The organism is Nonomuraea solani (genome assembly GCF_900108335.1).
Lineage (GTDB): Bacteria > Actinomycetota > Actinomycetes > Streptosporangiales > Streptosporangiaceae > Nonomuraea > Nonomuraea solani.
The window spans coordinates 115,199-137,284 of the sequence record NZ_FNVT01000013.1 but is presented as its reverse complement, the minus strand read 5'-3'; the positions used below and the strand labels follow the sequence as shown (position 1 = coordinate 137,284).

The 22,086-nt window shown below is 69.3% G+C and carries 21 protein-coding genes; 16 read left to right on the top strand and 5 right to left on the bottom strand.

The window, feature by feature from the left end; genetic code table 11:
• Positions 1–50: 50 nt before the first annotated feature.
• Positions 51–911 (top strand): haloalkane dehalogenase, encoded by an 861-nt coding sequence (locus C4V41_RS37455; protein WP_103960737.1) that lies wholly within the window; start codon positions 51–53, stop codon positions 909–911.
• Between the two features lie 66 nt (positions 912–977).
• On the opposite strand, the gene C4V41_RS37450 is transcribed toward C4V41_RS37455, so the two are convergent.
• Positions 978–1,484, bottom strand: coding sequence for a MarR family winged helix-turn-helix transcriptional regulator (locus tag C4V41_RS37450; protein WP_160150519.1), 507 nt, complete (start codon positions 1,482–1,484; stop codon positions 978–980).
• A gap of 61 nt (positions 1,485–1,545) precedes the next feature.
• On the opposite strand from C4V41_RS37450, the gene C4V41_RS37445 reads away from it, so the two are divergent.
• The gene (locus tag C4V41_RS37445; protein ID WP_103960735.1) at positions 1,546–2,811 is read left to right on the top strand and encodes an amidohydrolase family protein; all 1,266 of its coding nucleotides are present in this window, start codon (positions 1,546–1,548) and stop codon (positions 2,809–2,811) included.
• A 26-nt stretch (positions 2,812–2,837) separates the two neighbouring features.
• Positions 2,838–3,785, top strand: coding sequence for a YihY/virulence factor BrkB family protein (locus C4V41_RS37440; RefSeq protein ID WP_103960734.1), 948 nt, complete (start codon positions 2,838–2,840; stop codon positions 3,783–3,785).
• Positions 3,786–3,793: 8 nt separating this feature from the next.
• On the opposite strand, the gene C4V41_RS37435 is transcribed toward C4V41_RS37440, so the two are convergent.
• On the bottom strand, positions 3,794–4,912 hold the full coding sequence (locus tag C4V41_RS37435; RefSeq protein WP_103960733.1) for a D-alanyl-D-alanine carboxypeptidase family protein: 1,119 nt from the start codon (positions 4,910–4,912) through the stop codon (positions 3,794–3,796).
• Between the two features lie 83 nt (positions 4,913–4,995).
• On the opposite strand from C4V41_RS37435, the gene C4V41_RS37430 reads away from it, so the two are divergent.
• Positions 4,996–5,229 (top strand): SCO4848 family membrane protein, encoded by a 234-nt coding sequence (locus C4V41_RS37430; RefSeq protein WP_235030622.1) that lies wholly within the window; start codon positions 4,996–4,998, stop codon positions 5,227–5,229.
• Here C4V41_RS37430 and C4V41_RS37425 read toward each other — a convergent pair.
• Entirely contained in the window at positions 5,201–6,553 is a 1,353-nt protein-coding gene (locus tag C4V41_RS37425; protein ID WP_103960732.1) for a peptide ligase PGM1-related protein, read from the bottom strand. The two genes, C4V41_RS37430 and C4V41_RS37425, sit on opposite strands and share 29 nt — an antisense overlap.
• Before the next feature lie 530 nt (positions 6,554–7,083).
• On the opposite strand from C4V41_RS37425, the gene C4V41_RS37420 reads away from it, so the two are divergent.
• On the top strand, positions 7,084–8,307 hold the full coding sequence (locus C4V41_RS37420; protein WP_103960731.1) for a M20 family metallopeptidase: 1,224 nt from the start codon (positions 7,084–7,086) through the stop codon (positions 8,305–8,307).
• Positions 8,308–8,340: 33 nt separating this feature from the next.
• Here C4V41_RS37420 and C4V41_RS37415 read toward each other — a convergent pair whose 3' ends face one another.
• The gene (locus C4V41_RS37415) at positions 8,341–10,221 is read right to left on the bottom strand and encodes a Xaa-Pro dipeptidyl-peptidase (protein WP_103960730.1); all 1,881 of its coding nucleotides are present in this window, start codon (positions 10,219–10,221) and stop codon (positions 8,341–8,343) included.
• Positions 10,222–10,513: 292 nt separating this feature from the next.
• Here C4V41_RS37415 and C4V41_RS37410 point away from each other — a divergent pair, with 292 nt between their 5' ends.
• The 6 genes from C4V41_RS37410 to C4V41_RS37385 all read left to right on the top strand — a co-directional run bounded on the left by C4V41_RS37410 (position 10,514) and on the right by C4V41_RS37385 (position 17,355).
• On the top strand, positions 10,514–11,581 hold the full coding sequence (locus C4V41_RS37410; protein ID WP_103960729.1) for a BMP family lipoprotein: 1,068 nt from the start codon (positions 10,514–10,516) through the stop codon (positions 11,579–11,581).
• A gap of 84 nt (positions 11,582–11,665) precedes the next feature.
• Complete coding sequence (locus C4V41_RS37405) at positions 11,666–13,273, top strand: ABC transporter ATP-binding protein (protein WP_103960728.1); 1,608 nt, start codon at positions 11,666–11,668, stop codon at positions 13,271–13,273.
• Positions 13,273–14,415: an ABC transporter permease gene (locus tag C4V41_RS37400; protein WP_103960727.1), complete on the top strand. Its 1,143-nt coding sequence runs from the start codon at positions 13,273–13,275 to the stop codon at positions 14,413–14,415. Before C4V41_RS37405 ends, C4V41_RS37400 begins: the two co-directional genes overlap by 1 nt.
• Positions 14,412–15,689 (top strand): ABC transporter permease, encoded by a 1,278-nt coding sequence (locus C4V41_RS37395; RefSeq protein ID WP_103960726.1) that lies wholly within the window; start codon positions 14,412–14,414, stop codon positions 15,687–15,689. The genes C4V41_RS37400 and C4V41_RS37395 overlap by 4 nt, the downstream gene beginning before the upstream one ends.
• A complete protein-coding gene (locus tag C4V41_RS37390) occupies positions 15,686–16,081 on the top strand; it encodes a cytidine deaminase (protein ID WP_103960725.1) in 396 nt (131 codons plus the stop codon). The genes C4V41_RS37395 and C4V41_RS37390 overlap by 4 nt, the downstream gene beginning before the upstream one ends.
• On the top strand, positions 16,081–17,355 hold the full coding sequence (locus tag C4V41_RS37385) for a thymidine phosphorylase (RefSeq protein WP_103960724.1): 1,275 nt from the start codon (positions 16,081–16,083) through the stop codon (positions 17,353–17,355). The genes C4V41_RS37390 and C4V41_RS37385 overlap by 1 nt, the downstream gene beginning before the upstream one ends.
• 134 nt (positions 17,356–17,489) lie before the next feature.
• Here C4V41_RS37385 and C4V41_RS37380 read toward each other — a convergent pair whose 3' ends face one another.
• On the bottom strand, positions 17,490–17,876 hold the full coding sequence (locus C4V41_RS37380) for a MarR family winged helix-turn-helix transcriptional regulator (protein ID WP_103960723.1): 387 nt from the start codon (positions 17,874–17,876) through the stop codon (positions 17,490–17,492).
• An 87-nt stretch (positions 17,877–17,963) separates the two neighbouring features.
• Here C4V41_RS37380 and C4V41_RS37375 point away from each other — a divergent pair, with 87 nt between their 5' ends.
• From C4V41_RS37375 to C4V41_RS37355, 5 genes are all read left to right on the top strand, one after another.
• Positions 17,964–19,370 carry an MFS transporter gene (locus C4V41_RS37375; RefSeq protein WP_103960722.1) on the top strand — a complete coding sequence of 469 codons (1,407 nt, stop codon included), beginning with the start codon at positions 17,964–17,966 and terminating at the stop codon, positions 19,368–19,370.
• Between the two features lie 92 nt (positions 19,371–19,462).
• Positions 19,463–20,011, top strand: a complete 549-nt coding sequence (locus C4V41_RS37370) for an AMIN-like domain-containing (lipo)protein (protein ID WP_103960721.1) — start codon at positions 19,463–19,465, stop codon at positions 20,009–20,011.
• 4 nt (positions 20,012–20,015) lie between these two features.
• The gene (locus C4V41_RS37365) at positions 20,016–20,366 is read left to right on the top strand and encodes a cupin domain-containing protein (RefSeq protein ID WP_103960720.1); all 351 of its coding nucleotides are present in this window, start codon (positions 20,016–20,018) and stop codon (positions 20,364–20,366) included.
• Positions 20,367–20,399: 33 nt separating this feature from the next.
• Positions 20,400–21,473 (top strand): adenosine deaminase, encoded by a 1,074-nt coding sequence (locus C4V41_RS37360; protein WP_103960719.1) that lies wholly within the window; start codon positions 20,400–20,402, stop codon positions 21,471–21,473.
• Entirely contained in the window at positions 21,470–22,081 is a 612-nt protein-coding gene (locus tag C4V41_RS37355) for a PH domain-containing protein (RefSeq protein ID WP_103960718.1), read from the top strand. The genes C4V41_RS37360 and C4V41_RS37355 overlap by 4 nt, the downstream gene beginning before the upstream one ends.
• Positions 22,082–22,086 lie beyond the last annotated feature (5 nt).

Genomic DNA, 22,086 nt, shown 5'->3' with positions numbered 1-22,086 from the left:
AACTTCGTTAGTGTCACGAACGTTAGTCACACGAACGAAAGAAGCTCGATATGCCCTTCATCGAGGTGCTCGACTCGACCATGTACTACGAGGACTCCGGCGCCGGCGTCCCCTACGTGTTCCTGCACGGCAACCCCGCCTCCTCGCACGCCTGGCGGAAGGTCATGCCCGGGGTCGCCGCTCCCGGGCGGCGGCTGCTCGCCCCCGACCTCATCGGCATGGGCCGTTCCGGCAAGCCGGATATCCCGTACCGGTTCGCCGACCACGCCCGCTACCTCGACGCCTGGTTCGACGCGCTCGGGCTGGAGGAGGTGGTGCTGGTCGGCCACGACTGGGGCGGCGCGCTCGCCTTCGACTGGGCGGCCCGTCATCCGGGGCGGGTGCGCGGGGTGGCGTTCCTGGAGACCATCGTGCGGGAGATGAGCTGGGCCGACCTGGGCGAGGGGCCCCGTGCGCGGGCCGAGGCCATCCGGGGGCCCGGTGGGGAGGCGCTGGTGCTGGACCAGAACTTCCTCGTGGAGACCGCGTACACCGGCGGGGTGCTGACGCCGCTGGGGGCGGAGGAGCTGGAGCCCTACCTGGCGCCGTACCCGGACCGCGAGAGCCGGCGTCCGCTGCTGGAGTGGGCGCGCTCGTCACCGCTCGACGGCGACCCCGCCGACGTGGCGTCGCGCGTCGCGGGCTACGGCCCGTGGCTGGCCGGCAGTCGTGAGGTCCCCAAGCTGTTGCTGACCTTCGACTCCTCTCCGACGCTCCTGATCACGGAACACATGGCCGCCTGGTGCGCCGGCCACATCGCCGCCCTGGAGATCGAACCCTGCGGCCCGGCCGGCCACCACGCCCAGGAGGACCGCCCCTCGGAAATCGCCACAGCGATCGCGGCCTGGTCCACCCGCCACAACCTCCACTGACCACCCACCCCGCCCCGTCCCATCTCCGAAAGGACCTCGGCCGAAGTGTGGCGGACGGGAAGGGATCTACCGGTAGCGGCGGCGTTTCATCGGGGTGAGGACCTCGCGCAGCGCGTCCGCCGCCCGCCGCACCGCCTCCTCCTCGATCCCCGCCGTAACGTCCGAGTAGGCCCGCGACGAGGCCCCCAGGGCCGAGGTCGCGACCTGCCGCCCGCTCTCCGTCAACTGGACCCAGCGACTGCGCGCGTCCCCAGCGTTGTCCTCACGCTCCACATGCCCGGCCGCCGTAAGCCGCTGCAGCACGTTGCTGATGCCCCCCGAGGTGAGCAGCAGCGCCTTCGACAGCTCGCTCGGCTTCATCCGGTACGGCGGAGCCGCCCGGTTCAGCGCCATCAGCACGTCGAACTCGGCATAGGTCAGCCCCAGCTCCGCCAGCTCGGCCTTGATCGCCTGCTCGAACAGCAGGTGCAGCCGCGAGATCCGTTTGCCGAGCTCAAGCGTGGCGATGAGCGACGACGACATGCCCGCCTCCTTCCAGCGGGGCACCAGCTCGTCGATCTCATCCGGTTTCACGTTCCCGAGGATACCCAGAACCAGATTGCTTTCTGAAAAGCTTCTTATTAAGCTTTCAGGCATGACAACTCTGATCAAGAACGGCGTCGTCATCGACACCGAGCCGCAGCCCGTCGTCCTCGGCCGCGCCGACGTGCGGATCGAGGGCGACGTGATCGCCGAGGTGGGCCCCGGCCTGCCCGACGTCCCCGGCGCGGAGGTCATCGACGCGACCGGCCGGATCGTGCTGCCCGGCTTCGTCGACACCCACCGGCACACCTGGCAGGCCGCCATCAGGGCCGTCGCGCCCGACGTCGACTTCCCCGGCTACATGCGGCGCATCGTCGGCGAGCTCGCCGGCCGCTTCCGCCCGCGGGACGTCTACGCCGGCAACCTGGCGGGCGCGCTGGAGAGCCTCGACACGGGCGTCACCACGCTGCTCGACTGGTCGCACATCCAGCTCAGCCCCGACCACACGGACGCCGCGCTGCGGGCGCTGCGCGAGTCCGGCATCAGGGCCGTGTTCGGCTACTGCAACGGGGGCGACGACTTCGAGGAAGGCACCCGGCGGGTGCGCGAGCGGTTGCCCGACGACTCCGGCCTGGTCACGATGGCGCTCGCCGCCCTGGGCCCGGAGATCGCGGGGGAGGAGCGCGCGCTGGTGGAGTGGCGGCTGGCCGCGGAGCTCGGCCTGCGGGTCACCTCGCACCTCGGGCACAGCCTGGACGGCGCCGCGAGCGGGCTCGACTTCCTGGAGTCCAACGGGCTGCTCGGCGTACCCACGACGTTCGTGCACGCGCTCAACTACACCGACGAGCACTTCAAGCGCATCGCCGCGGCCGGCGGCAGCGTCTCGCTCGCGCCCGTGGACGAGATGAACCTGGGGATGGGCTACCCGGCCACCGGGCGGGCCAGGGCGGCGGGCGTCCCGACCGCGCTCGGCGCCGACACCGTGGTCTGCTCGCCCGGCGACATGTTCTCCCTGATGCGCACCATCCACCTGCTCGAACGCGGCCGCCCCGACGGCGCCGGGCTCGGCTTCACCACCCGTGACGCGCTGCGCATGGCCACCATCGAGGGCGCCGAGGTGGTGGGGCTCGACGACGTCGTGGGCTCGCTGCGGCCGGGCAAGCAGGCGGACCTGCTGCTCCTGCGTACCGACACGCTCGGCATGGCGGCCGCCCACGACCCGATCGGCGCCGTCGTGCTCAACGCCGACACTTCTTCCGTCGACACCGTCATCGTCGCGGGGCGTGCCGTCAAGCGTGGTGGGCAGTTGCTCCACCACGATCTGGCGACGGTTCTCACGACCCTGGCCGAGTCCGCCGAGGCGGTGGTGGGAGCGTGATCGTCGCCCCTGGGTAAGGGAAGTGAATGGCGAGTCTGGCGGAGCGGATCGAGTCGGTGAAGGCCGGGGGCCGCCGGAGGGTGGCCGACTGGCGGGTCCGGCGGTTGTCGTTCGACCACCTGCTGCGGGCGATACAGCGCTACCAGTTCCAGTTCGGCGACCGGCTGGCGGCCTCGGTCACCTACTTCGCGTTCCTGTCCTTCTTCCCGCTGATCGTGCTGTCGTACGCGATGCTCGGCTATGTGGTGGCGACCAGCGCCGCTACCAGGAAGGCCCTGCAGCAGGCGATCGAGGAGCGGCTGCCGGGCATCGCCGAACAACTGCCGCTGGAGAGCATGGCCACGGCCAAGGTGGCCGCCGGAATCATCGGCCTGCTCGGTCTCCTCTACGCCGGGCTCGGCGCGCTCGACGCGCTGCGCTGGGCGCTGCGGGAGATGTCGATGACCACCGAGCCGCCGCTGAACTTCTTCGTCGGCAAGCTGCGCGACCTGGCCTCACTGCTCATGATCGGGGTGACGGCGATCGTGTCGGTGCTGGTCGCGGGGTTTGCCACGACGGCCACCGACAACATCCTGCACTTCGTGTTCGGCAGTGAGTCCCCGCTGGCCGCGTTCGGGCTCAGGGTCGCCGGGGTGTCGGCGAGCGTGGGGGCCGACTGGCTGCTGTTCATGATCCTGCTCGGCTGGGTGGCCCGGCCGAGCCAGCCGTTCAAGGTGATCGCCAAGGGCGCGCTGCTCGGCGCGATCGGGTTCGGGGTGCTCAAGCAGGTGGCGACGCTGCTGCTGGCGAGCACCCTGAACAACCCGGTCTACGGTACGTTCGCCGTCATCGTAGGGCTGCTGATCTGGATGAACTTCTCGGCCAGGCTCGTCCTCTACGTCGCCGCCTGGACGGCCACCGCCGGCCTCTGCCCGCCCCCGGCCCCGACGCCGATTCCACCCGCGGGCGCCGAGCCGGAGACCTCAGAAGCGTGAAAGAGCACTCAGGAGCGTGAGCGGGCGCGCCTGCGGCGGATTCCGTAACCGAGCCAGATCAGCCCGAACAGCAGCCCGCCACCGATCACTACCGAGCCCACCGTCCTGGTGGAGTCGTCCTGCTTGCGGGCGGCACGTTCCATCAGCGGCGGTTGGGCGGCCGGGGTGACCGAGGCGGCCGGCGCGGACGCCTGCTGCTGGGGCGCGGCCAGCGCCGAGGCCGGCAGCGGGTCCACGAGCCGCCCGACCGGCGCGGCCTTGCCCCTGACCGAGAAACCCCAGTCGAGCAGGTCGGACACCTCCTCCCAGAAGAAGCCCTCGTGCCGCATGATGGTCACCACGATCGTGTGGCCGCCCCGGGTGGCCGCGCCCACGAAGCTGGCCCGCGCCTTGGAGGTCCAGCCATTCTTGACGCCGACCATGCCGTCGTAGCGCCAGAGCAGCTTGTTGTGGTTGCTGATCTCGTAGTAGCCCTTGGGTGCCGGGAACTTGGCGGTCTTCGTACTGATGTAGCGCTTGAAGTCGGGGTTGGCCAGGCCGGCGCGGGCGATGAGGGCCAGGTCGTAGGCCGAGCTGCTCTGTCCTGGTTTGTCCAGGCCGCTGGGCGTCTTGGCCACCGTGTCGTTCGCCTGCAGCCGCTTGGCCTCGGTGTTCATGTCACGCATGGTCTGGGTGAGGCTGCCGTTGGCCTCGGCCAGGGCCATGGCGGTGTCGTTGCCCGACGACATCATGAGGCCCTTGAAGAGATCGTCGATCTTGTACGTCACCTTGGGCGACAGGCCGACCGCGCTGCCCTCCTGGTTGCAGGCGTTGTGGCTGGGCCGGACCTTGCGGTCCTTGTCCAGCTTGGGGATCAGCGTCAGCGCGGTCAGGGCCTTCAGCGTGCTGGCCGGCAGATAGCGCCCGTGCGGGTCCTTGGCCGCCAGCACCTGCCCCGTGTCCGCGTCCGCGATCACGTAGGACGTAGCCTTGCTCTTGGGCGGCTTCTTGACGCCCTCGGGGGCGACCAGGCCGCGGCTCCCCAGAGCCTCGCCGCCGACAGGCGTCGTCGGTGCGGCGTATGCGGTCCCGGTGGTGAGCGAGACCGAGGCGATGAGTGCCGTGACAGGCAGAATTTTCGTCCACATGGCGGTCTCAGCGTAGCTCCGTGTACATGCACATGTGGCGACACATCCCCCGAAGATCGACGTTCGATGCTAGAGAGGTACATGTGTCACGAAAGATCGCCGGATTCCTCATCATCCTGGGCGCATTCATGATTTTCGAGTGGGTGAACCTCGGGTTTAACTTGGCCGACGGCCATCCGACCAGCTTCTACGTGGTGCACGGGATCCTGATCGCGGTGAACATCGTCCTCGCCGTCGTGCTCGGGGTCATCGGCTGGCGCGGCCTCCGGGCCGCCGGGGCCGGGCGGGTCAAGGACCGCAGAGGAGACGCCGGGTGAGGGCATGCAGCTCGTCGGCCTCCTCGCGGGAGTCGCCGATCGTGGTGAAGCCCAGCTTGCCGTGCTCGGGGACGGCCCCGAGCAGGTGGAAGACGTTTCCGGTACGCCGTTCCGCGTTGAAACCGATCCCGAGCCGGTCGGCCGTCCGCATCACCTCACCGGGCGTACGCCCGCGCAGGCATGCCGAAGCGCAGTTGTCGGTCGCGGTGTAGAACTTCGGCTGATTTCCGGACATGAGGAGGCCGGTGCCGGGATCGTACCTGGCCCCGGTCGTCAGCACGGCGGCGCCGAACGGATGCGTGGTGCCCCCGATCCGCAGGTTGATCTCGCACAGCAGCGCCGCGTACCCGGCGTCGGCCTTCAGCGCGAAGAAGTCCATGCCGAACAGCCCGACCACGCCCCGATCCGCCAGCACCCGGGCGATCCGGGCGGCCGAGGCGCCCACTTCGGCGCGGTACTCGGGCGCCGCGGGGAACGTACAGCCCTGGTAGACGTGCCCGTTGTTGCCGCCCAGCACCTGGTCGTGCGTGGCGAGCACCTCCGCGTGGCCGCCGGGCGTGATTTGAGCCAGCGCGCTCGGGTAGTAGAGCGGGCGATGCTCAATGAACTCTTCAACCACGGCCCCCCGGTCCCTGATCTTCGCGGTGAAGCTGCCCCAGGTCTCTCCCGCCGCCGAGAAGCTGGTCAGTGACCTGTCGGCCTTCGTGACGATCGCGTTGCCGAGCCCGGAATATCCGTCGTTCAGCTTCACGATCACCCGCTGCCCGGGCAGGGCGTCCATCGCCTCCTCGATTTCGAGCACCGAGCGCAGGTCGCAGAAGCCGCGCGCCATCGGCACGCCGGCCTCATGTCCCACCTCCCTGCCGCCGCTCTTGGAGCCGTAATAGGAAAGGGACGTCGCGGGACCGTAGAGGGGCACGTTGAGTAACGAGGCGAGCTCCTCCTCCAACTCGCTCAGGACGAACGGCACCAGCCAAGCGTCACCGTCGATCGCCGAGCGTAACTGCTCGATCGCGTCGGGGCGGGCGAGCAGCGTCCTGGTCAACGGCTGCGACCAGGGGTCGTCGAGGCTGATCAGCGTGAGACGCTTGGCGGCGTCATCCGGGTCGGGCAGGAACGCGAAGTAGTACTCGATGATGTCGGGATCGATGGGGGCGGAGGAGAGGTAGACCACCTTGACCCCGGGTTCGCGGAGCGTGAGCAGGAGGAACAGCAGGCGCTCCTCGTACGACCTGGCTCCCGTGATCCGGCGTAGCTCATCCTGCGGAAGGGAGAGCGAGGGCACGACCACCAGGGTCCCCTCGCCCGGCTCGAAGATGCTCAACCCAGCATTCTTCTCCCCGAACGGGATATTAGTGATCATACAGCGAGTGAAACACGCATTCTATGCAAAAGCAGCCATCGCCGAAGTGTGATGACCATGACGGAAGGTGACAGGATTCGGAATCATCGACCACGTTTGGAAGTGGCGACATCGGGTCACCATCTAATGATCCCTTGTGACTATTTCCGGATCAGCGGCACCTGTACGGAACGTGACGACCTGCGGTTACGGGCCTGCCGTCGGCCAACTTTTGGTGTATCTGTCGGCGCGAAGCCGCATGCAGGCGATAAAGTCGAAGCATCGCCATCGGGCTCACGGCCGACCGCTGTGCTCCCGGGATGCAGCGGCACTCGCGACCGATGAACGCAATGCCCGTGCTGACGATCTCGCGCACCAATACCAACGGGTGTGACTTTTGATTCGCCGAGCGGCCGCACAACCGGGTGGCCGCCGCGGGATGGAGAATTTTTAGCGCATGAGCCGCGATGGCCAGCATCTGTGGGGCGCGGCATGGGACGGGATGGTGACATATGCGGGGACGTGAGCTTCGGGGGGAACTCGACGCGTTCCTGGCGGAGATCGAGCAGGATCTCGTGGCGTTCCGCCGCGACCTCCACATGCACCCTGAGCTCGCTTTCGCCGAATATCGCACGACACAGCGGATCGCCGAGCGGCTCACCGCCGCCGGGCTGACCCCATCGGTGCTCCCCAGGGGCACGGGGCTGATCTGCGACGTGGGCAGCGGCGACGGCCCGACCGTCGCGCTGCGCGCCGACATCGACGCGCTGCCCCTGCAGGACGAGAAGGACGTCTCCTACCGCTCGACCGTGGCCGGATCCTGCCACGCCTGCGGGCACGACGTGCACACCACGGTCCTGCTCGGCACCTCGCTCTTCCTGGCCCAGCAGGCCGCGGCCGGCCTGCTGCCCGGCCGGGTGCGGCTGATCTTCCAGCCCGCCGAGGAGTTGCCGGGCGGCGCGCTGGAGGTCATGGCCCACGGCGGCATCAGCGGGGTCGACCGCATCTTCGGGCTCCACTGCGACCCGCGGGTGGACGTCGGGCAGGTCGGGCTCAGGTCCGGCCCGATCACCTCGGCCTGCGACAAGCTGGTCATCAGGGTCTCGGGTCCCGGTGGTCACACCGCCCGCCCGCACCTGACGGCCGACCTGGTCTTCGCGCTGGCCAAGATCCTGACCGAGCTGCCCGCCGCCCTGTCGCGCCGCGTCGACCCGCGCTCCTCGCTCAGCCTCGTCTGGGGCAAGGTCCAGGCGGGTTCGGCGGCCAACGCCATTCCCGACGACGGCGTGGCCGAGGGCACGGTGCGCTGCCTCGACGAGAACGCCTGGCACGCCGCTCCCGACCTGATCAAGTCGCTGCTGGAGTCGGTGGCCGGCGCCTATGGCGTCGAGGCCACGATGGACTACACCCGCGGCGTGCCGCCGGTGGTCAACGACGAGGTCAGCGTCGAGATGCTGGCCGAGGCCACCGAGCGCGCGCTGGGCGCGGGCGCGGTCGTCCCGACCCAGCAGTCGCTCGGCGGCGAAGACTTCGCCTGGTACCTCGAGTCGATCCCCGGCGCGTTCGCCCGCCTGGGCACGCGCTCGCCCGACGGTCTCACCTACGACATCCACCAGGGCACGTTCGACGTGGACGAGAAGGCGATCTCGATGGGCGTGCGGGTCATGGCCACCACCGCGCTCACCGCGCTGTGGGAGGTCGGCCCGCTCGACTCGATCACCAGCGCCATGGCGTGACGGCCCGCCCCTGACGGGCGGGCCGCCAAAGCCCTAAAGCAACCTGCCGAACACCACGGGCAGTCGCAGCGCCGACTGCCCGGGCGCGACCGTGATCTTCGTGCCGGGCGGGTAGCGCAGCGTGTAGTCATAGTCGGTCGAAATGATCACCAGGCCCAGCCGGTGACCCTTCTTGAACAGGTAGTCCGTCGGCTGGAAGTCCCAGTTGAAGGTATATTCCCGGCCCGGCCGCAGCGGCTCGGTCCGGTCCGGCCGGTGCCGGTTGCGGACGTCCAGCCAGCCCCTGGTGACGATCTTGTACGGGGTGCCGGCCGTGCCGAGCGTCCTGAGCGTCGTGCAGCCCGTGTCACCCGGGATGCCCTGGCCGTAGCAGTAGGTCTGGCCGGTGGACAGCAGCGTGCCGTTCGGGCGCACGTCCTCTCCGTAGTCCACCAGCAGCGCCGTCAGGTACGGCGACGCGCCGTCCTTCAGCGAGGCCCGCACCGAGATCGTCGGCGTCCCCGAGATCCGTACGTCGGCGGGCAGCGCCCCGGTCGTGTACGCCAGCCGGTTCGGATCGGCCCCCGCCGCCTCCACGAGCTGCTCGGCCGTCCTGACCTTCTGGTCGACGAAGGTCTCCCTGGGCGAGTGCGCGCGCGGGAACAGATTGAGCTTCGAGCCAGACCCCGGATACACGGGCACGGTCGCGGTTCCCGGCAGCGGCCACGAGGCGTGCTGGGCCCACTGGCCGGCCCCGATCTCCACGTCAGCCTGCGGCTCGCGCATGATGCCCGAGTCGATGCGGTAAAGCCAGTAGTCGAACCAGCCGTGCAACTGGCGCAGCCACTCGACCGTGCGCAGGTTGAAGGGGTTCATGTGGGTGCCCTGGTGCAGCCAGATCTTGCGCGGCACCTGGCGCTTGGCCAGCGCGTACCACCACTGGGCGAACTGCTTGGTCTTGACGTTCCAGTCGTTGAGGCCGTGCACCACGAAGACACTGGCCCTGACCTTGTTCACGTCGTTGAGGTAGTTGCGGTCGTCCCAGAGGCGGCTGTAGTCGCCGGTGATCCGGTCCTGTGTGGCCGTGAGCCGATCCATCAGGGCGCCGCAGACCTCCTGGCCGTTCTCCCTGGTCAGCACGTATTTGGCGAGCACGTCCAGGTCCTCGCCCTGGAAGCCGCCGGGGGCCAGGACGCCGCCATTGGCGCGGTAGTAGTCGTACCAGCTGGAGATCGCGGCGATCGGCACGATCGTCTCCAGGCCCTTGACGCCCGTGGCGGCGACCGCGTTGGGCAGGGTGCCGTTGTACGAGACGCCGATCATGCCGACCTTGCCCGTCGACCAGGTCGCCTGGACCGCGTTGCCCGCGGCGTCGAAGCCCTTGGCGCGGCCGTTCAGCCAGTCGATCGCGGCCTTCGGGCCGGCCGTCTCGTTGCGGTCGCCGGAGGTCGGGCAGCCGGTGGCCCGGCCGCTGCCCAGGTTCTCGACCAGCGCGATGGCGTAGCCGCGGGGCACGAAGTAGTTGTCGTAGTAGCCGTCGAAGGGCTCGGCGGCCAGCTTGTTCGCCGCCGACTTGAGCGCGGGCAGCGGGTTGCCGTTCTCGTCGACGTCCACGGGGTGGTTGGACACGTCGTTGCCGCCCGCGTAGTACGGGCTCGCCTCCATGATGACCGGGACCTTCAGGCCCTGGTCGGTCTCCTTGGGCCGCAGGATGTCCACGGCGACCCGGTCAGGCTTGCCGTCGTTGTCGCTGTCCGTCCCCGCGACCTCGACGAACACCGTCTGCTGGATGGCGTCCGCGCGGGAGAAGACGGGCTGGGTGGCGTTGTTCTCGACCTTGATGGCCGGCGTGTCGGCGGACGCGGGCACGGTGCCGGCCAGCGTCGCGACGAGTAACGCGGTCAGAGGTACGGTGAGGGTCTTCCAAGGGCGCATACGGGACTCCGATACGAAATTTCCTCCGTCGGTGGGAATCTCTGCCACGATCGGCTCCAGGGCAAGAGGCGATCGAGGCCCAAAGTTGGGCAAAACTTTCCCCGAGCGTCCGAAGTGCCTGAATCGCGATTCAGGTCACAGACGCGACTGATGTCGATAACGGAGCGGTTGCGACCCTGTGCGCCGGTTTGGTTCGCCCTGGTCAAGCAACTATCTTCCGTGCAGGTGCCGTACGTTCTTCACGCCTGCGTTGAAGTTCTCGACTACGGCGGGGACATGGAAGGGAGTCGCCTTGCTCGGCAAGCGATTCAACAGGCTGGCGATCGGCCCCGTGGCCGGCGTCATGCTCATGGCAGCGGCCGCCTGTGGCGGCGACGGCGGGGGAACCACGGCCAGTGAGGCGCCGACCGGCGGCGCGAGCAGCGAGGCTCCGAAGAGCGCGCTCAAGGTGGGGCTCGCGTTCGACGTCGGCGGTCGTGGCGACAAGTCGTTCAACGACGCCGCGTACACCGGCCTGGAGAAGGCCAAGACGGACCTCCAGGCGGATATCAAGGAGCTGAGCCCGTCCGCTGACGGCTCCAACCGCGGCGATCTGCTGCGTCAGCTCGCGGACGCGGGCTACAACCCGATCATCGGGGTCGGCTTCGCCTACGCCGAGGACATCAAGAAGGCGGCCACCGAATACCCGGAGATCCAGTTCGCGGTCGTCGACTCCGCCTCCAACGCGCCCAACGTGACCGGCCTGCTGTTCGCCGAGGAGCAGGGCTCCTACCTGGCGGGCGTCGCCGCGGCGACCAAGTCGGAGAGCGGCCACCTCGGCTTCGTCGGCGGTGTCGAGAGCGACCTGATCAAGAAGTTCGAGGCGGGCTTCGTGGCCGGCGTGAAGTCGGTCAAGGCGGACGCCAAGATCGACATCAAGTACCTCACGCCCGACGGTGACTTCTCCGGCTTCAAGGCCCCCGACAAGGGCAAGGTCGCGGCCGAGAAGATGTACCAGGACGGCGCGGACATCGTCTACCACGCCTCCGGCGACTCCGGTCTCGGCGTGTTCCAGGCGGCCGCCGCGGCCAAGAAGAAGGCCATCGGCGTCGACTCCGACCAGCGGCAGACGGTCAAGGAGACCGACCTGCAGTCGGTCATCATGACCTCGATGCTCAAGCGCGTCGACGTCGGCGTGTTCGAGTTCATCAAGTCCTTCCAGGGTGGCGCCAAGGGCGGCAGCAACGTCACGTACGACCTGAAGGTCGACGGCGTGGGCCTGTCCACCACCGGTGGCGAAATCGACGACATCAAGGACAAGCTCGACGCTGCCAAGAAGGACATCGTCGACGGCAAGATCACGGTTCCGGCCAAGCCGTAATCGGGGTAGGAGTGACACCTGAGGGCCCGGAGTCCGAAAACTTCGGGCCTTCTGTCTATGCCGCCCCTGTCTAGGAGAGGCGAAATGAGTGCTGACACCCTGGCCACGGTGAAACCCGCCGTAGAGCTGGAGGGCATCACTAAGCGTTTCCCCGGTGTCGTCGCGAACCACGACATCCGCATCACCGTCCAGCCCGGCACGGTGCACGCCATCGTCGGGGAGAACGGCGCGGGCAAGTCGACGCTGATGAAGATCCTGTACGGCATGCAGAAGCCGGACGAGGGGACGATCAGGGTCAACGGCGCGGAGGTCAGCTTCCGTACGCCGAGCGACGCCATCGAGGTCGGAATCGGCATGGTGCACCAGCACTTCATGCTCGCCGACAACTTCACGGTGCTGGAGAACATCGTTCTCGGCGCCGAGCCCACGAAGGCCGGCCGGCTCGACGTGGCCGCCGCCCGCAGGCGCATCACCGAACTGGCCACCGCCCACGGCCTGCGCGTCGACCCCGACCGGCTGGTCGAGGACCTCGGCGTCGGTGACCGCCAGCGCGTGGAGATCCTCAAGGTCCTCTACCGCGGCGCCCGCATCCTCATCCTCGACGAGCCGACGGCCGTACTCGTGCCGCAGGAGGTCGAGGAGCTCTTCCAGAACCTGCGCGAGCTCAAGGCCGAGGGCCTGACCGTCATCTTCATCTCGCACAAGCTCGACGAGGTGCTCGACATCGCTGACGCGATCACCGTGATCCGGCGCGGCACCACGGTCGCCAGCGTGGACCCCGGCGAGGTCACCGCGCGGCAGCTCGCCGAGCTGATGGTCGGCAGCGAACTGCCCACCCCGGAGACCCGCGAGTCCACGGTGACCGACACCGTGGCGCTGAAGGTCTCCGAGCTCACCATGGAGGCCGGCGCCCACCGCCCCGTCCCCAAGGGCACCTCGGTCAGCGTGTACGCCGACAAACTCCGCCAAGAGGGCGGCCGCCTGCTCCTCGACGACGTGTCGTTCGAGATCCGCAAGGGCGAGATCCTCGGCATCGCCGGCGTCGAGGGCAACGGCCAGTCCGAGCTGATCGAAGCCATCATGGGCATCCGCCCCGCGCACGGCACCATCGAGCTGACCGGCCAGGACATCACCACCTGGTCGACGCTCAAGCGCAGGGAGTCCGGCATCGGCTACATCCCCGAGGACCGCCACCGCCAGGGCCTGCTCCTGGAGGCGTCGCTGTGGGAGAACCGGGTGCTCGGCCACCAGACCAGGAAGCCCGCGCGCAAGGGCGTCTGGGTCGACCGGCGGGCGTCGAAGGCCGACACCGCGCGCATAATCAAGGACTACGACGTCCGTACCCCCGGTGTGGACACGCTGGCGCTGGCCCTGTCCGGCGGCAACCAGCAGAAGCTCATCGTGGGCCGTGAGATGAGCGGCGAGCCCGCGTTCCTCATCGCCGCCCACCCGACCCGCGGCGTCGACGTCGGCGCCCAGGCCGCCATCTGGGACCACCTGCGCAACGCCAGAGCGGCCGGCCTCGCCGTGCTGCTCATCTCCGCCGACCTCGACGAGCTGATCGGCCTGTCCGACTCCATCCAGGTCATCTACCGGGGGCGGCTCGTCGCCGCGCTCGACCCTTCCGACATCACGCCCGAGCGGCTGGGCGGCTACATGACCGGCGCCATCGCCGGTACTGAGGAGACGTGATGCCCGCCGGGCTCAACCGGGCGCTGCTCACCGTCGCCGGCGTCATCGTCGCCGTCATCCTGGCGATCGCGATCTGCAGCGCGGCGATCATCATTGCGGGCGCCAGCCCACTGGACGCGATGGGCGCCTTCTTCGACTTCGGCGCGACCGAGCGGACACAGTCCAACGGCATCGCCACCTTCCTCAACCGGGCGGTGCCGCTGTTCATCGCCGGTCTGGCGGTGGCCGTCGGCTTCCGCATGAACCTCTTCAACATCGGCGTCGAGGGCCAGTACCGGATCGCCGCCATCTGCGCGGCGTTCGTCGGCTCGACGTTCTCGGCGCCCGCGCCGATCCAGATCGCGGTGATCATCGTGGTCGCGGCGGCCGTCGGCGGCCTGTACGCGCTCATCCCCGCCGTCATGAAGGTGACCAGGGGCGTGAACGAGGTCATCTCCACGATCATGCTGAACTACATCGCGATCAGCCTGGCCGCCTACCTCGTCCGCGGCCCCTTCGCCGGGGTGCGCGCGGAGGGCGAGCTGACCACGACCACGCCGAAGCTCCCCGAGTCGGCGATGTTCCCCGACCTGAACTTCCTGTTCGACTGGCTGGGGATGCTGGCGCCCACCCGCAACGGCGGCCTGTGGGGCTTCCTCATCGTGGCGATCGTGCTCGGCGTGGTCATCTGGGTGGTGCTCGAACGCACCCGGTTCGGCTTCAACATCAAGGCCAGCGGGCTCAACTCCTCGGCCGCGGTCGCCTCGGGCGTCAACTCCAAGCGCATGGTGATCGCGGCCATGGTGCTGTCCGGCGCGATCGCCGGGCTCATCGGCCTGCCCGAGATCCTCGGCGACAAGGGCGCCTTCAACTCCAACTTCACCGCCGGCCTGGGCTTCCTCGGCATCGCGGTGGCCCTGCTCGGCAGGAACAAGCCGGTCGGCATCGCGATCGCCGCACTGCTGTTCGCCTTCCTCGACCGGGCGCAGGGGCCGCTGCAGTTCGCCGACATCCCCCCGTCCGTGATCACGATCATCCAGGGCACCATCGTGTTGCTGGTGGTCGTGGCCAACGAGGTGACGAACCGGATCGCGCTCAGGATCGAAGAACGGCGGGCCGCCCAGCAGCTCGGCAGGAACACTCCCGTTGAGGTGACGGCATGACCAGGGTCGGCAAATACCACGTGGTGCTGCTCGGCATCGCCGCGCTCATCCTGCTGATGTCGCTGGTCCGGATCGTGTCGGGCCAGAACGACATCACCTCATCGGGCACGTTCGCCGCCGCCCTGGGGTTCGCGGTGCCGATCGGCCTGGCCGGTCTCGGCGGCCTGTGGGCCGAGCGGGCCGGCGTGGTCAACATCGGCCTCGAAGGCATGATGGTGCTCGGCACCTGGATGGCCGGCTGGGCCGGATACCAGTGGGGCCCGGTGGCCGCGCTGATCGCCGGACTGCTCGGCGGCGCGCTCGGCGGGCTGCTGCACGCGATCGCGACCGTGTCGTTCGGCGTGGACCACATCATCAGCGGTGTCGCCATCAACCTGCTCGGCCCCGGCATCACCCGGTTCCTGTCCGAGGTTCTGTACAAGGAGGGCACCCAGGCGGCCGACGCGGGCGCGGGCATCACCACCTCGCCCGCGATCAGCGGGAAGTGGGAGATCAGTTTTCCCATCCTCTCGGACGGGCCCGACCTGCTCGGCAAGCTGGAGGCCACGCACTGGTTCCTGGTCGCCGACCTGGCGGGCATCCTGCGCGGGCTCACCCACGGCGTCAACGTGCTGACGGTCCTGGCCGTCCTGCTGCTGCCGCTGACGTTCTTCGTGCTCTGGCACACGGCCTTCGGCCTGCGGCTGCGCTCGGCGGGCGAGAACCCGTGGGCGGCCGAGTCGCTGGGTGTGAACGTCTACCTCATCAAGTACGTCGCCGTCGTCATCTCCGGCGCGTTCGCCGGGCTCGGCGGCGTGTTCCTGGTCTTCATCTCCACCAAGTACGTGGAGGGCCAGACGGCCGGGCGAGGCTTCATCGGCCTGGCCGCCATGATCTTCGGCAACTGGCGGCCCGGCGGGCTCGCGGCCGGCGCGTCGCTGTTCGGCTACGCCGACGGCCTGCAACTGCGCAACCAGGGCGCCGTCACCTCGTTCTTCCTGTTCGGCGCTGTGCTCCTGCTGATCTACCTCGTCCTGCAGGTCCGCCGCCTGCTGTCTTCCGACCAGCCCGCCGAGCTGGTCACCAGGGGCGCCAAGCAGTACACCACCATCGCCGTCGCCGCTCTGGGCATGGTCATCCTGCTCTGGCTCTGGCTGACCGTCGAAAAGTTGCCGAACGAGTTCGTTTACATCACGCCACATGTGCTCACGCTGCTCGTGCTCCTGGTCGCTTCGCAGCGTCTGCGGATGCCCAAGGCCGACGGCGTCAGCTATCGCCGGGGGGAACAGCATTGAAAATCGACTGGGACGGTCTGCGCGCCGAGGCCACCGAAGCCATGCGGAACGCGTACGCGCCGTACTCGAAGTTCCCCGTGGGGGCGGCGGCGCTGGTCGACGACGGGCGCACCGTCACGGGCTGCAACGTCGAGAACGCCTCCTACGGCCTCGGGCTGTGCGCCGAGTGCGGGCTGGTCTCGGCGCTGCAGCTATCGGGCGGCGGCCGCCTGGTGGCCTTCACCTGCGTGGACGGCCACGGTGAGCTGCTGATGCCGTGCGGGCGCTGCCGGCAGCTCCTGTACGAGTTCGGCGGCGAGGACCTGCTGGTCGAGACCGAGGACGGGCCCAAGCGGATGGCCGAGATCCTGCCGTACGCGTTCGGGCCGCAGGATCTCAGCAGGAGCGCCTGATGGACGCCATCGAGGTCATCCGCGCCAAGCGTGACCGGGGCGGGCTGACCACGGCCCAGATCGACTGGGTGATCGACGCGTACACGCGCGGCGATGTGGCCGACGAGCAGATGTCCGCGCTGGCCATGGCGATCCTGCTGAACGGCATGGACCGGCGCGAGATCGCCGACTGGACGCAGGCCATGATCCGCTCCGGCGAGCGCATGGACTGGTCCGTGCTGGACCGGCCCACCGCCGACAAGCACTCGACCGGCGGGGTCGGCGACAAGATCACGCTGCCGCTGGCGCCCCTGGTGGCGGCGTGCGGCGCGTACGTGCCGCAGCTCTCGGGCCGTGGCCTCGGCCACACCGGCGGCACCCTCGACAAGCTGGAGTCCATCCCCGGCTGGCGGGCGTCGCTGTCGAACGACGAGATGCTGGACGTGCTGCGCACGGCGGGCGCCGTCGTGTGCGCCGCCGGCTCCGGCCTGGCCCCCGCCGACAAGAAGCTGTACGCCCTGCGCGACGTCACCGGCACGGTCGAGTCGATCCCGCTGATCGCCTCGTCGATCATGTCGAAGAAGATCGCCGAGGGCACCGGGTCGCTCGTCCTCGACGTGAAGGTGGGCTCCGGGGCGTTCATGAAGACGACCTCGACGGCCAGGGAACTGGCCGAGACCATGGTCGCGCTCGGGACGGACGCCGGGGTGCGCACGGTCGCCCTCCTGACGGCCATGGACCGGCCGCTGGGGCGGGCTGTGGGCAACGCTCTGGAGGTCGAGGAGTCGGTCGAGGTCCTGGCGGGTGGCGGGCCCTCGGACGTCGTGGAGCTGACCGTACGGCTGGCGCAGGAGATGCTGGAGGCCGCCGGGGTCTCCGCCGACCCGGCCAAGGCCCTGCGGGACGGCTCGGCCATGGACGCCTGGCGTCGCATGATCACGGCCCAGGGCGGTGACCCGGACGCGCTGCTGCCCCGGGCGGCCGAGTCACTGACCGTGGAGGTGCCCTCGTCGGGCGTGCTGACGCGGCTGGACGCGTACGCGGTGGGCCTGGCCGCCTGGCGGCTCGGCGCCGGGCGGGCGCGCAAGGAGGACCCCGTGTCGTTCGGCGCCGGCGTCACCCTGCACGCCAAACCGGGCGACCTGGTACGGGCCGGGCAGCCGCTGATGACGCTGCACACGGACGAGACCTCCCGCTTCGACCGCGCCCTCGAAGCCCTGGAGGACGGCTACGCGGTGGGGGAGGCGAGCGAGGACCACCTCCCGCTCATCATCGACCGCGTCACCGCCGAATAACCCGCCGAGGTTCTTCCAACAGCCGTCCTGCAAGCCCTGGCCGATGGGCGGGCCGCGCCAACAGCCGCCCGCCCGTCACAACGGGACCTCAGCCCGGTCGGTGGCGCGGGACTTCCAGCGGTGTCCCCGAAAGCTCAGCGGGACAGGGCCGGGGCGTCGGCGAAGATCTCGGTGAGGACCGCCCGCTGCGTGGGCAACGCCTCAGAGTGCCGGGCCCGCCCCGCGTCGGTGATGCAGACGAACACGCCCCGCCGGTCCGAGTCGCACACCCCGCGCGACACCAGCGCCGACTTCTCCAGCCGGGCCACCACCCGCGACAGCGCGCTCTGGCTCAGGTGCACCTCGTCACAGAGCTCCTGAATGCGCAGCTTCCTGTCGTGATGAACGATCCGATCCAGCACCTCGAACTCGCTGGGCCCCAGCCCGTGCCGATCGCCCAGCTCGCGCTCCAGCATGCACATGGCCTTGGCGTGTTTGGCCAGGACGTAGTGCCAGGTGTCCACCACGAACTGCTCGTCCATGACGCGGAGGTTACCACCTCGATAAAATTGATGCAACGGAATTAAATGCGCTTGCATTAGATGTGAGTGCATGTATTGTTCTGACTCATGTCCTCTTCCTCATCCCGTTGGGGCGCGCTCGCCGTGCTCTGCGCAGTGATCTTCCTTGACGCCCTGGACGTCTCGATGGTGGGCGTCGCCCTCCCGGCCATCCAGCACGACCTGGGCCTTACTACCTCTTCTCTGCAGTGGGTGGTCAGCGGCTACGTGCTCGGCTATGGCGGTCTTCTGTTGCTCGGGGGCAGGACCGCCGATCTGCTCGGGCGGCGCAGGGTTTTCCTGGTCGCACTGGGTGTTTTCGCCGTGGCGTCGTTGCTCGGTGGTGTTGTGGACGACGGGGGGCTGCTGATCGCGGCCCGGTTCATCAAGGGTGTGGCCGCCGCCTTCACCGCACCGGCGGCGTTGTCGATCATCACGACGACTTTTCCCGAGGGGCCTGAGCGCAACAAGGCGTTGAGCATCTTCACCGCCTGCGGCGCCAGCGGCTACTCGCTCGGCCTTGTGCTGTCCGGTCTGCTCACCGAGATCGGCTGGCGGTGGACGCTGCTCATGCCGGTCCCCGTCGCGATCATCGCGCTGATCGCCGCGCTGAAGGTGCTCCCGCGGGGCAAGGAGGACCGGGCCGAGGGCGGTCACGACCTGGTCGGCGCCGTGACGATCACGGCCTCGATGCTGCTGCTGGTGTTCACCGTCGTGCAGGCGCCGGAGGCCGGTTGGGCCTCGCTCCAGACGATCGGCTCCCTGGCCGGCGTCGCCGCGCTGCTCGGCCTGTTCGTCTTCGCCGAGCTGCGGACGCGCCACCCGCTGGTGCGGCTGGGCATCCTGCGCTCGGGGCACATCGTCCGGGCCAACCTGGGGCTGCTCATCCTCATGGGCTCGTACGTGTCGTTCCAGTTCGTGGCCATGCAGTACTTCCAGAACATGCTCGGCTGGTCCGCGCTCGGCACCGCCATGGCGTTCCTGCCGGCCGGACTCCTCGTCGCGCTCACCTCGACCAAGATGGGCGACTTCGCCGACCGGTTCGGCACCGGCAAGCTGATCGTCGTCGGCGCCGCCGCGCTGGCCGGCGGATACGCGATCTTCCTCGGCATCGACAGCACCCCCAGCCTGGGCGGCATGGTGATCCCCGGCATGATCCTGCTGGGCATCGCGTTCGCCCTGTCGTTCCCCTCGCTGAACATCCAGGCCACCAACGGCGTGGACGACGACGAGCAGGGGCTGGCCTCCGGCCTGCTCAACACCTCCGGGCAGGTGGGCGGCGCGATCGTGCTGGCCGTGGTGACCGCCGTGCTCACCTCCGGCGGTGAGACCCTGTCCATCGGCTCGCTGCGCGCGGCGATCGTCGTGTCGCTGGTCCTGGCCCTGGTCGGCCTGGCGATCTCGGCCACCGGGCTGCGCGCCCGCAAGGCCGTGACCGCCGAGCCGGAGAACGTGAAGGTCTACGAGACCGTCTGATCGGCTCGACAGCGAGGGCCCCGCAGAAGCCGGCGGGGCCCTCGTTGTGTTTTCGGCCGCTTGCAGGCCCGTGAGCTGGGAATCTACTGGGCATGCGCTCGCTCTCCGCGCCCGCCCGCGTGGCCGTCCCGCTCGTCTGTCTCGCCCTGCTCACCGCCTGCGGCACGGCCCGGCAGGCCGCCCTGCCGCAGAGCTCGCCCGCTCCCGACACCCCCACGAGCACCGCCGAGGTGGAGGTCGACCGCTCCGGCATCGAGCCCGCCGTCGTGACGGCCGTCCGGTACGCCGCCCACGGGACGTACGACCGCCTCGTCGTCGACCTCAAGGGCGCTATCCCGGGATATAGCGTGAAATGGGTGGACGAGTTCGTCCAGGACGGCTCCGGCAAGCCCATCGACGTCCACGGCGGCGCATACCTGCAACTGACGCTCTTCCCCGCCAACGCCCACGACGACGAGGGCGTCTCCACCTGGGACGGCGGTCCCGTCTACGCTGCGAACCTGGGCAACCTCACCCATGTCGTCAGGACCGGCGACTTCGAGGGCCGGGTCGGCATCGGGCTGGTGCTGGCCAGGCAGGCCGCGTTCCAGCTCAAGGAGCAGGGCGAGCCGAACCGGCTCGTCATCGACGTGGCACACTGACGTCGTGGTCAGAAAGATCGAGGCACCGGCCCGCATCCCCGTCCCCGGCGGCAAGCTCATCGACGAGCACGTGGGCCGGGTGAGCAGCGGCGACGAGGAGATCTCCATCGCCCACATGTCCGCGCCGCCGGGCTGGGAGGAGCCGGCCCAGACGCCGTCGTTCACCGAGTACACCGTGGTGCTGCGCGGCACGGTGATCGTCGAACACGCCGAGGGCACGACCGAGGTGACGGCCGGCCAGTCGCTGGTGACCCACCCCGGTGAGAAGGTGCGCTACAGCGCCGGTCCCGAGGGCGCCGACTACGTCGCGGTGTGCCTGCCGGCGTTCTCGCCGGAAAGTGCCGGGCGTGACTGAGCCGTAGCGGCGCGGTACTCATATCATGGCGAGATGAGGCCCACGCTTGACCAGATCCGGCGGGCTCCCAAGGTGTTGCTGCACGATCACCTCGACGGCGGGCTCCGCGCCGAGACGATCGTCGAGCTGGCCAGGGAGACCGACTACGGCCGGCTGCCCACCACCGATCCCGACGACCTGCGCGTGTGGTTCGAGGAGGCGTCCGACTCGGGCTCGCTCGAACGCTACCTGGAGACCTTCGACCACACGGTCGCGGTCATGCAGACCCGCGAGTCGCTGGTGCGCGTGGCCGCCGAGTGCGCGGAAGACCTGGCCGCCGACGGCGTCGTCTACGCCGAGGTGCGCTTCGCGCCCGAGCAGCACACCACCAACGGGCTGAGCCTCGACCAGGTGGTGGAGGCGGTGCTCGACGGGTTCGACCAGGGCTCGGCGGGGCGCGGCATCCGTGTCGGCACGCTGCTCACCGCCATGCGGCACCAGGCGCGCTCCAGGGAGATCGCCGAGCTCGCGGTGCGCTACCGCGACGGCGGCGTCGTCGGGTTCGACATCGCCGGGGCCGAGGCGGGTTACCCGCCCACCCGACACCTCGACGCGTTCGAATACCTGCAGCGGGAAAACGCCCACTTCACCATCCACGCGGGCGAGGCGTTCGGGCTGCCGTCGATCTGGCAGGCCATCCAGTGGTGCGGCGCCGACCGGCTCGGGCACGGGGTGCGTATCATCGACGACATCTCCGTCTCCGACGACGGGTCGGCGAAGCTGGGGCGGCTGGCGGCGTACGTCCGCGACAAGCGGATCCCCCTGGAGATGTGCCCGACGTCCAACCTGCAGACCGGCGCCGCCGCGTCGATCGCCGACCACCCCATCGGGCTGCTGCGGCGGCTGCACTTCCGGGTCACCGTCAACACTGACAACCGGCTGATGAGCTCGACCGGCCTGTCGCTGGAGTTCCACAAGCTGGTCGAGGCGTTCGGCTACGGCTGGGACGACCTGCAGTGGTTCACCGTCAACGCGATGAAGTCGGCGTTCCTGCCCTTCGACGAGCGGCTGGCGCTGATCAACGGCGTCATCAAGCCCGGGTTCGCGCAGATCAAGTGGCAGCCGTGAAGCAGACCTACCGGGCCAGGACCGCATACGTCATGGCGTGGGTGTGGATCGCGTTCGTGGCCTTCAACGTCTATGACCTGATCGCGCGCTACAGCGGCAAGTCGTCGCTGGTGGCGCTGGCCGTGCTCGGGGTGCTGACGGCGCTCGTCTACGCGGTGGCGCTGCGTCCCGCCACCGTGTTCACGGAGGAGGGGCTGGTGGGGCGCAACCCGTTCCGCACGACCTTCCTGCCCTGGGCCGCCATCGACGACGTGACGGTGTCCCACTCCATCAACGTCCGCCACGGCGAGGAGCGGGTGCTGCGGCTGTGGACGCCGATGAGCAGCGCCAGAGAGCGGGCCAGGGCGCAACGGCGCGGCGTGCCCAAGGTGGAGCGGGGGCGCTTCAAGACCGAGCCGACGCTGTCGAGGTCCGAGCAGGCGGCGGTGGAGGCGTTCGCGGGCAAGACGCACGCCGACTGGGTGGCCGACCAGATCCGCGACCGCGCCGAGTCGGCCCGGCGCCGCGACGAGACGGCGGCGCCGGTCCGGGTCACCTGGGCCTATGACGCGATCGCGGTGCTGGCCGTGGCGGTGGTGCTGGTCGTGGCGTCGATCGTCGTCGCCTAGCTTTG

Coding starts and splice junctions, on each gene's coding strand:
- C4V41_RS37440 (WP_103960734.1), top strand. CDS start 2,838: ATGGCGAGTCTGGCGGAGCGGATCGAGTCGGTGAAGGCCGGGGGCCGC.
- C4V41_RS37375 (WP_103960722.1), top strand. CDS start 17,964: ATGTCCTCTTCCTCATCCCGTTGGGGCGCGCTCGCCGTGCTCTGCGCA.
- C4V41_RS37370 (WP_103960721.1), top strand. CDS start 19,463: ATGCGCTCGCTCTCCGCGCCCGCCCGCGTGGCCGTCCCGCTCGTCTGT.
- C4V41_RS37360 (WP_103960719.1), top strand. CDS start 20,400: ATGAGGCCCACGCTTGACCAGATCCGGCGGGCTCCCAAGGTGTTGCTG.
- C4V41_RS37395 (WP_103960726.1), top strand. CDS start 14,412: ATGACCAGGGTCGGCAAATACCACGTGGTGCTGCTCGGCATCGCCGCG.
- C4V41_RS37380 (WP_103960723.1), bottom strand. CDS start 17,876: ATGGACGAGCAGTTCGTGGTGGACACCTGGCACTACGTCCTGGCCAAA.
- C4V41_RS37415 (WP_103960730.1), bottom strand. CDS start 10,221: ATGCGCCCTTGGAAGACCCTCACCGTACCTCTGACCGCGTTACTCGTC.
- C4V41_RS37445 (WP_103960735.1), top strand. CDS start 1,546: ATGACAACTCTGATCAAGAACGGCGTCGTCATCGACACCGAGCCGCAG.
- C4V41_RS37405 (WP_103960728.1), top strand. CDS start 11,666: ATGAGTGCTGACACCCTGGCCACGGTGAAACCCGCCGTAGAGCTGGAG.
- C4V41_RS37455 (WP_103960737.1), top strand. CDS start 51: ATGCCCTTCATCGAGGTGCTCGACTCGACCATGTACTACGAGGACTCC.
- C4V41_RS37400 (WP_103960727.1), top strand. CDS start 13,273: ATGCCCGCCGGGCTCAACCGGGCGCTGCTCACCGTCGCCGGCGTCATC.
- C4V41_RS37385 (WP_103960724.1), top strand. CDS start 16,081: ATGGACGCCATCGAGGTCATCCGCGCCAAGCGTGACCGGGGCGGGCTG.
- C4V41_RS37435 (WP_103960733.1), bottom strand. CDS start 4,912: ATGTGGACGAAAATTCTGCCTGTCACGGCACTCATCGCCTCGGTCTCG.
- C4V41_RS37420 (WP_103960731.1), top strand. CDS start 7,084: ATGCGGGGACGTGAGCTTCGGGGGGAACTCGACGCGTTCCTGGCGGAG.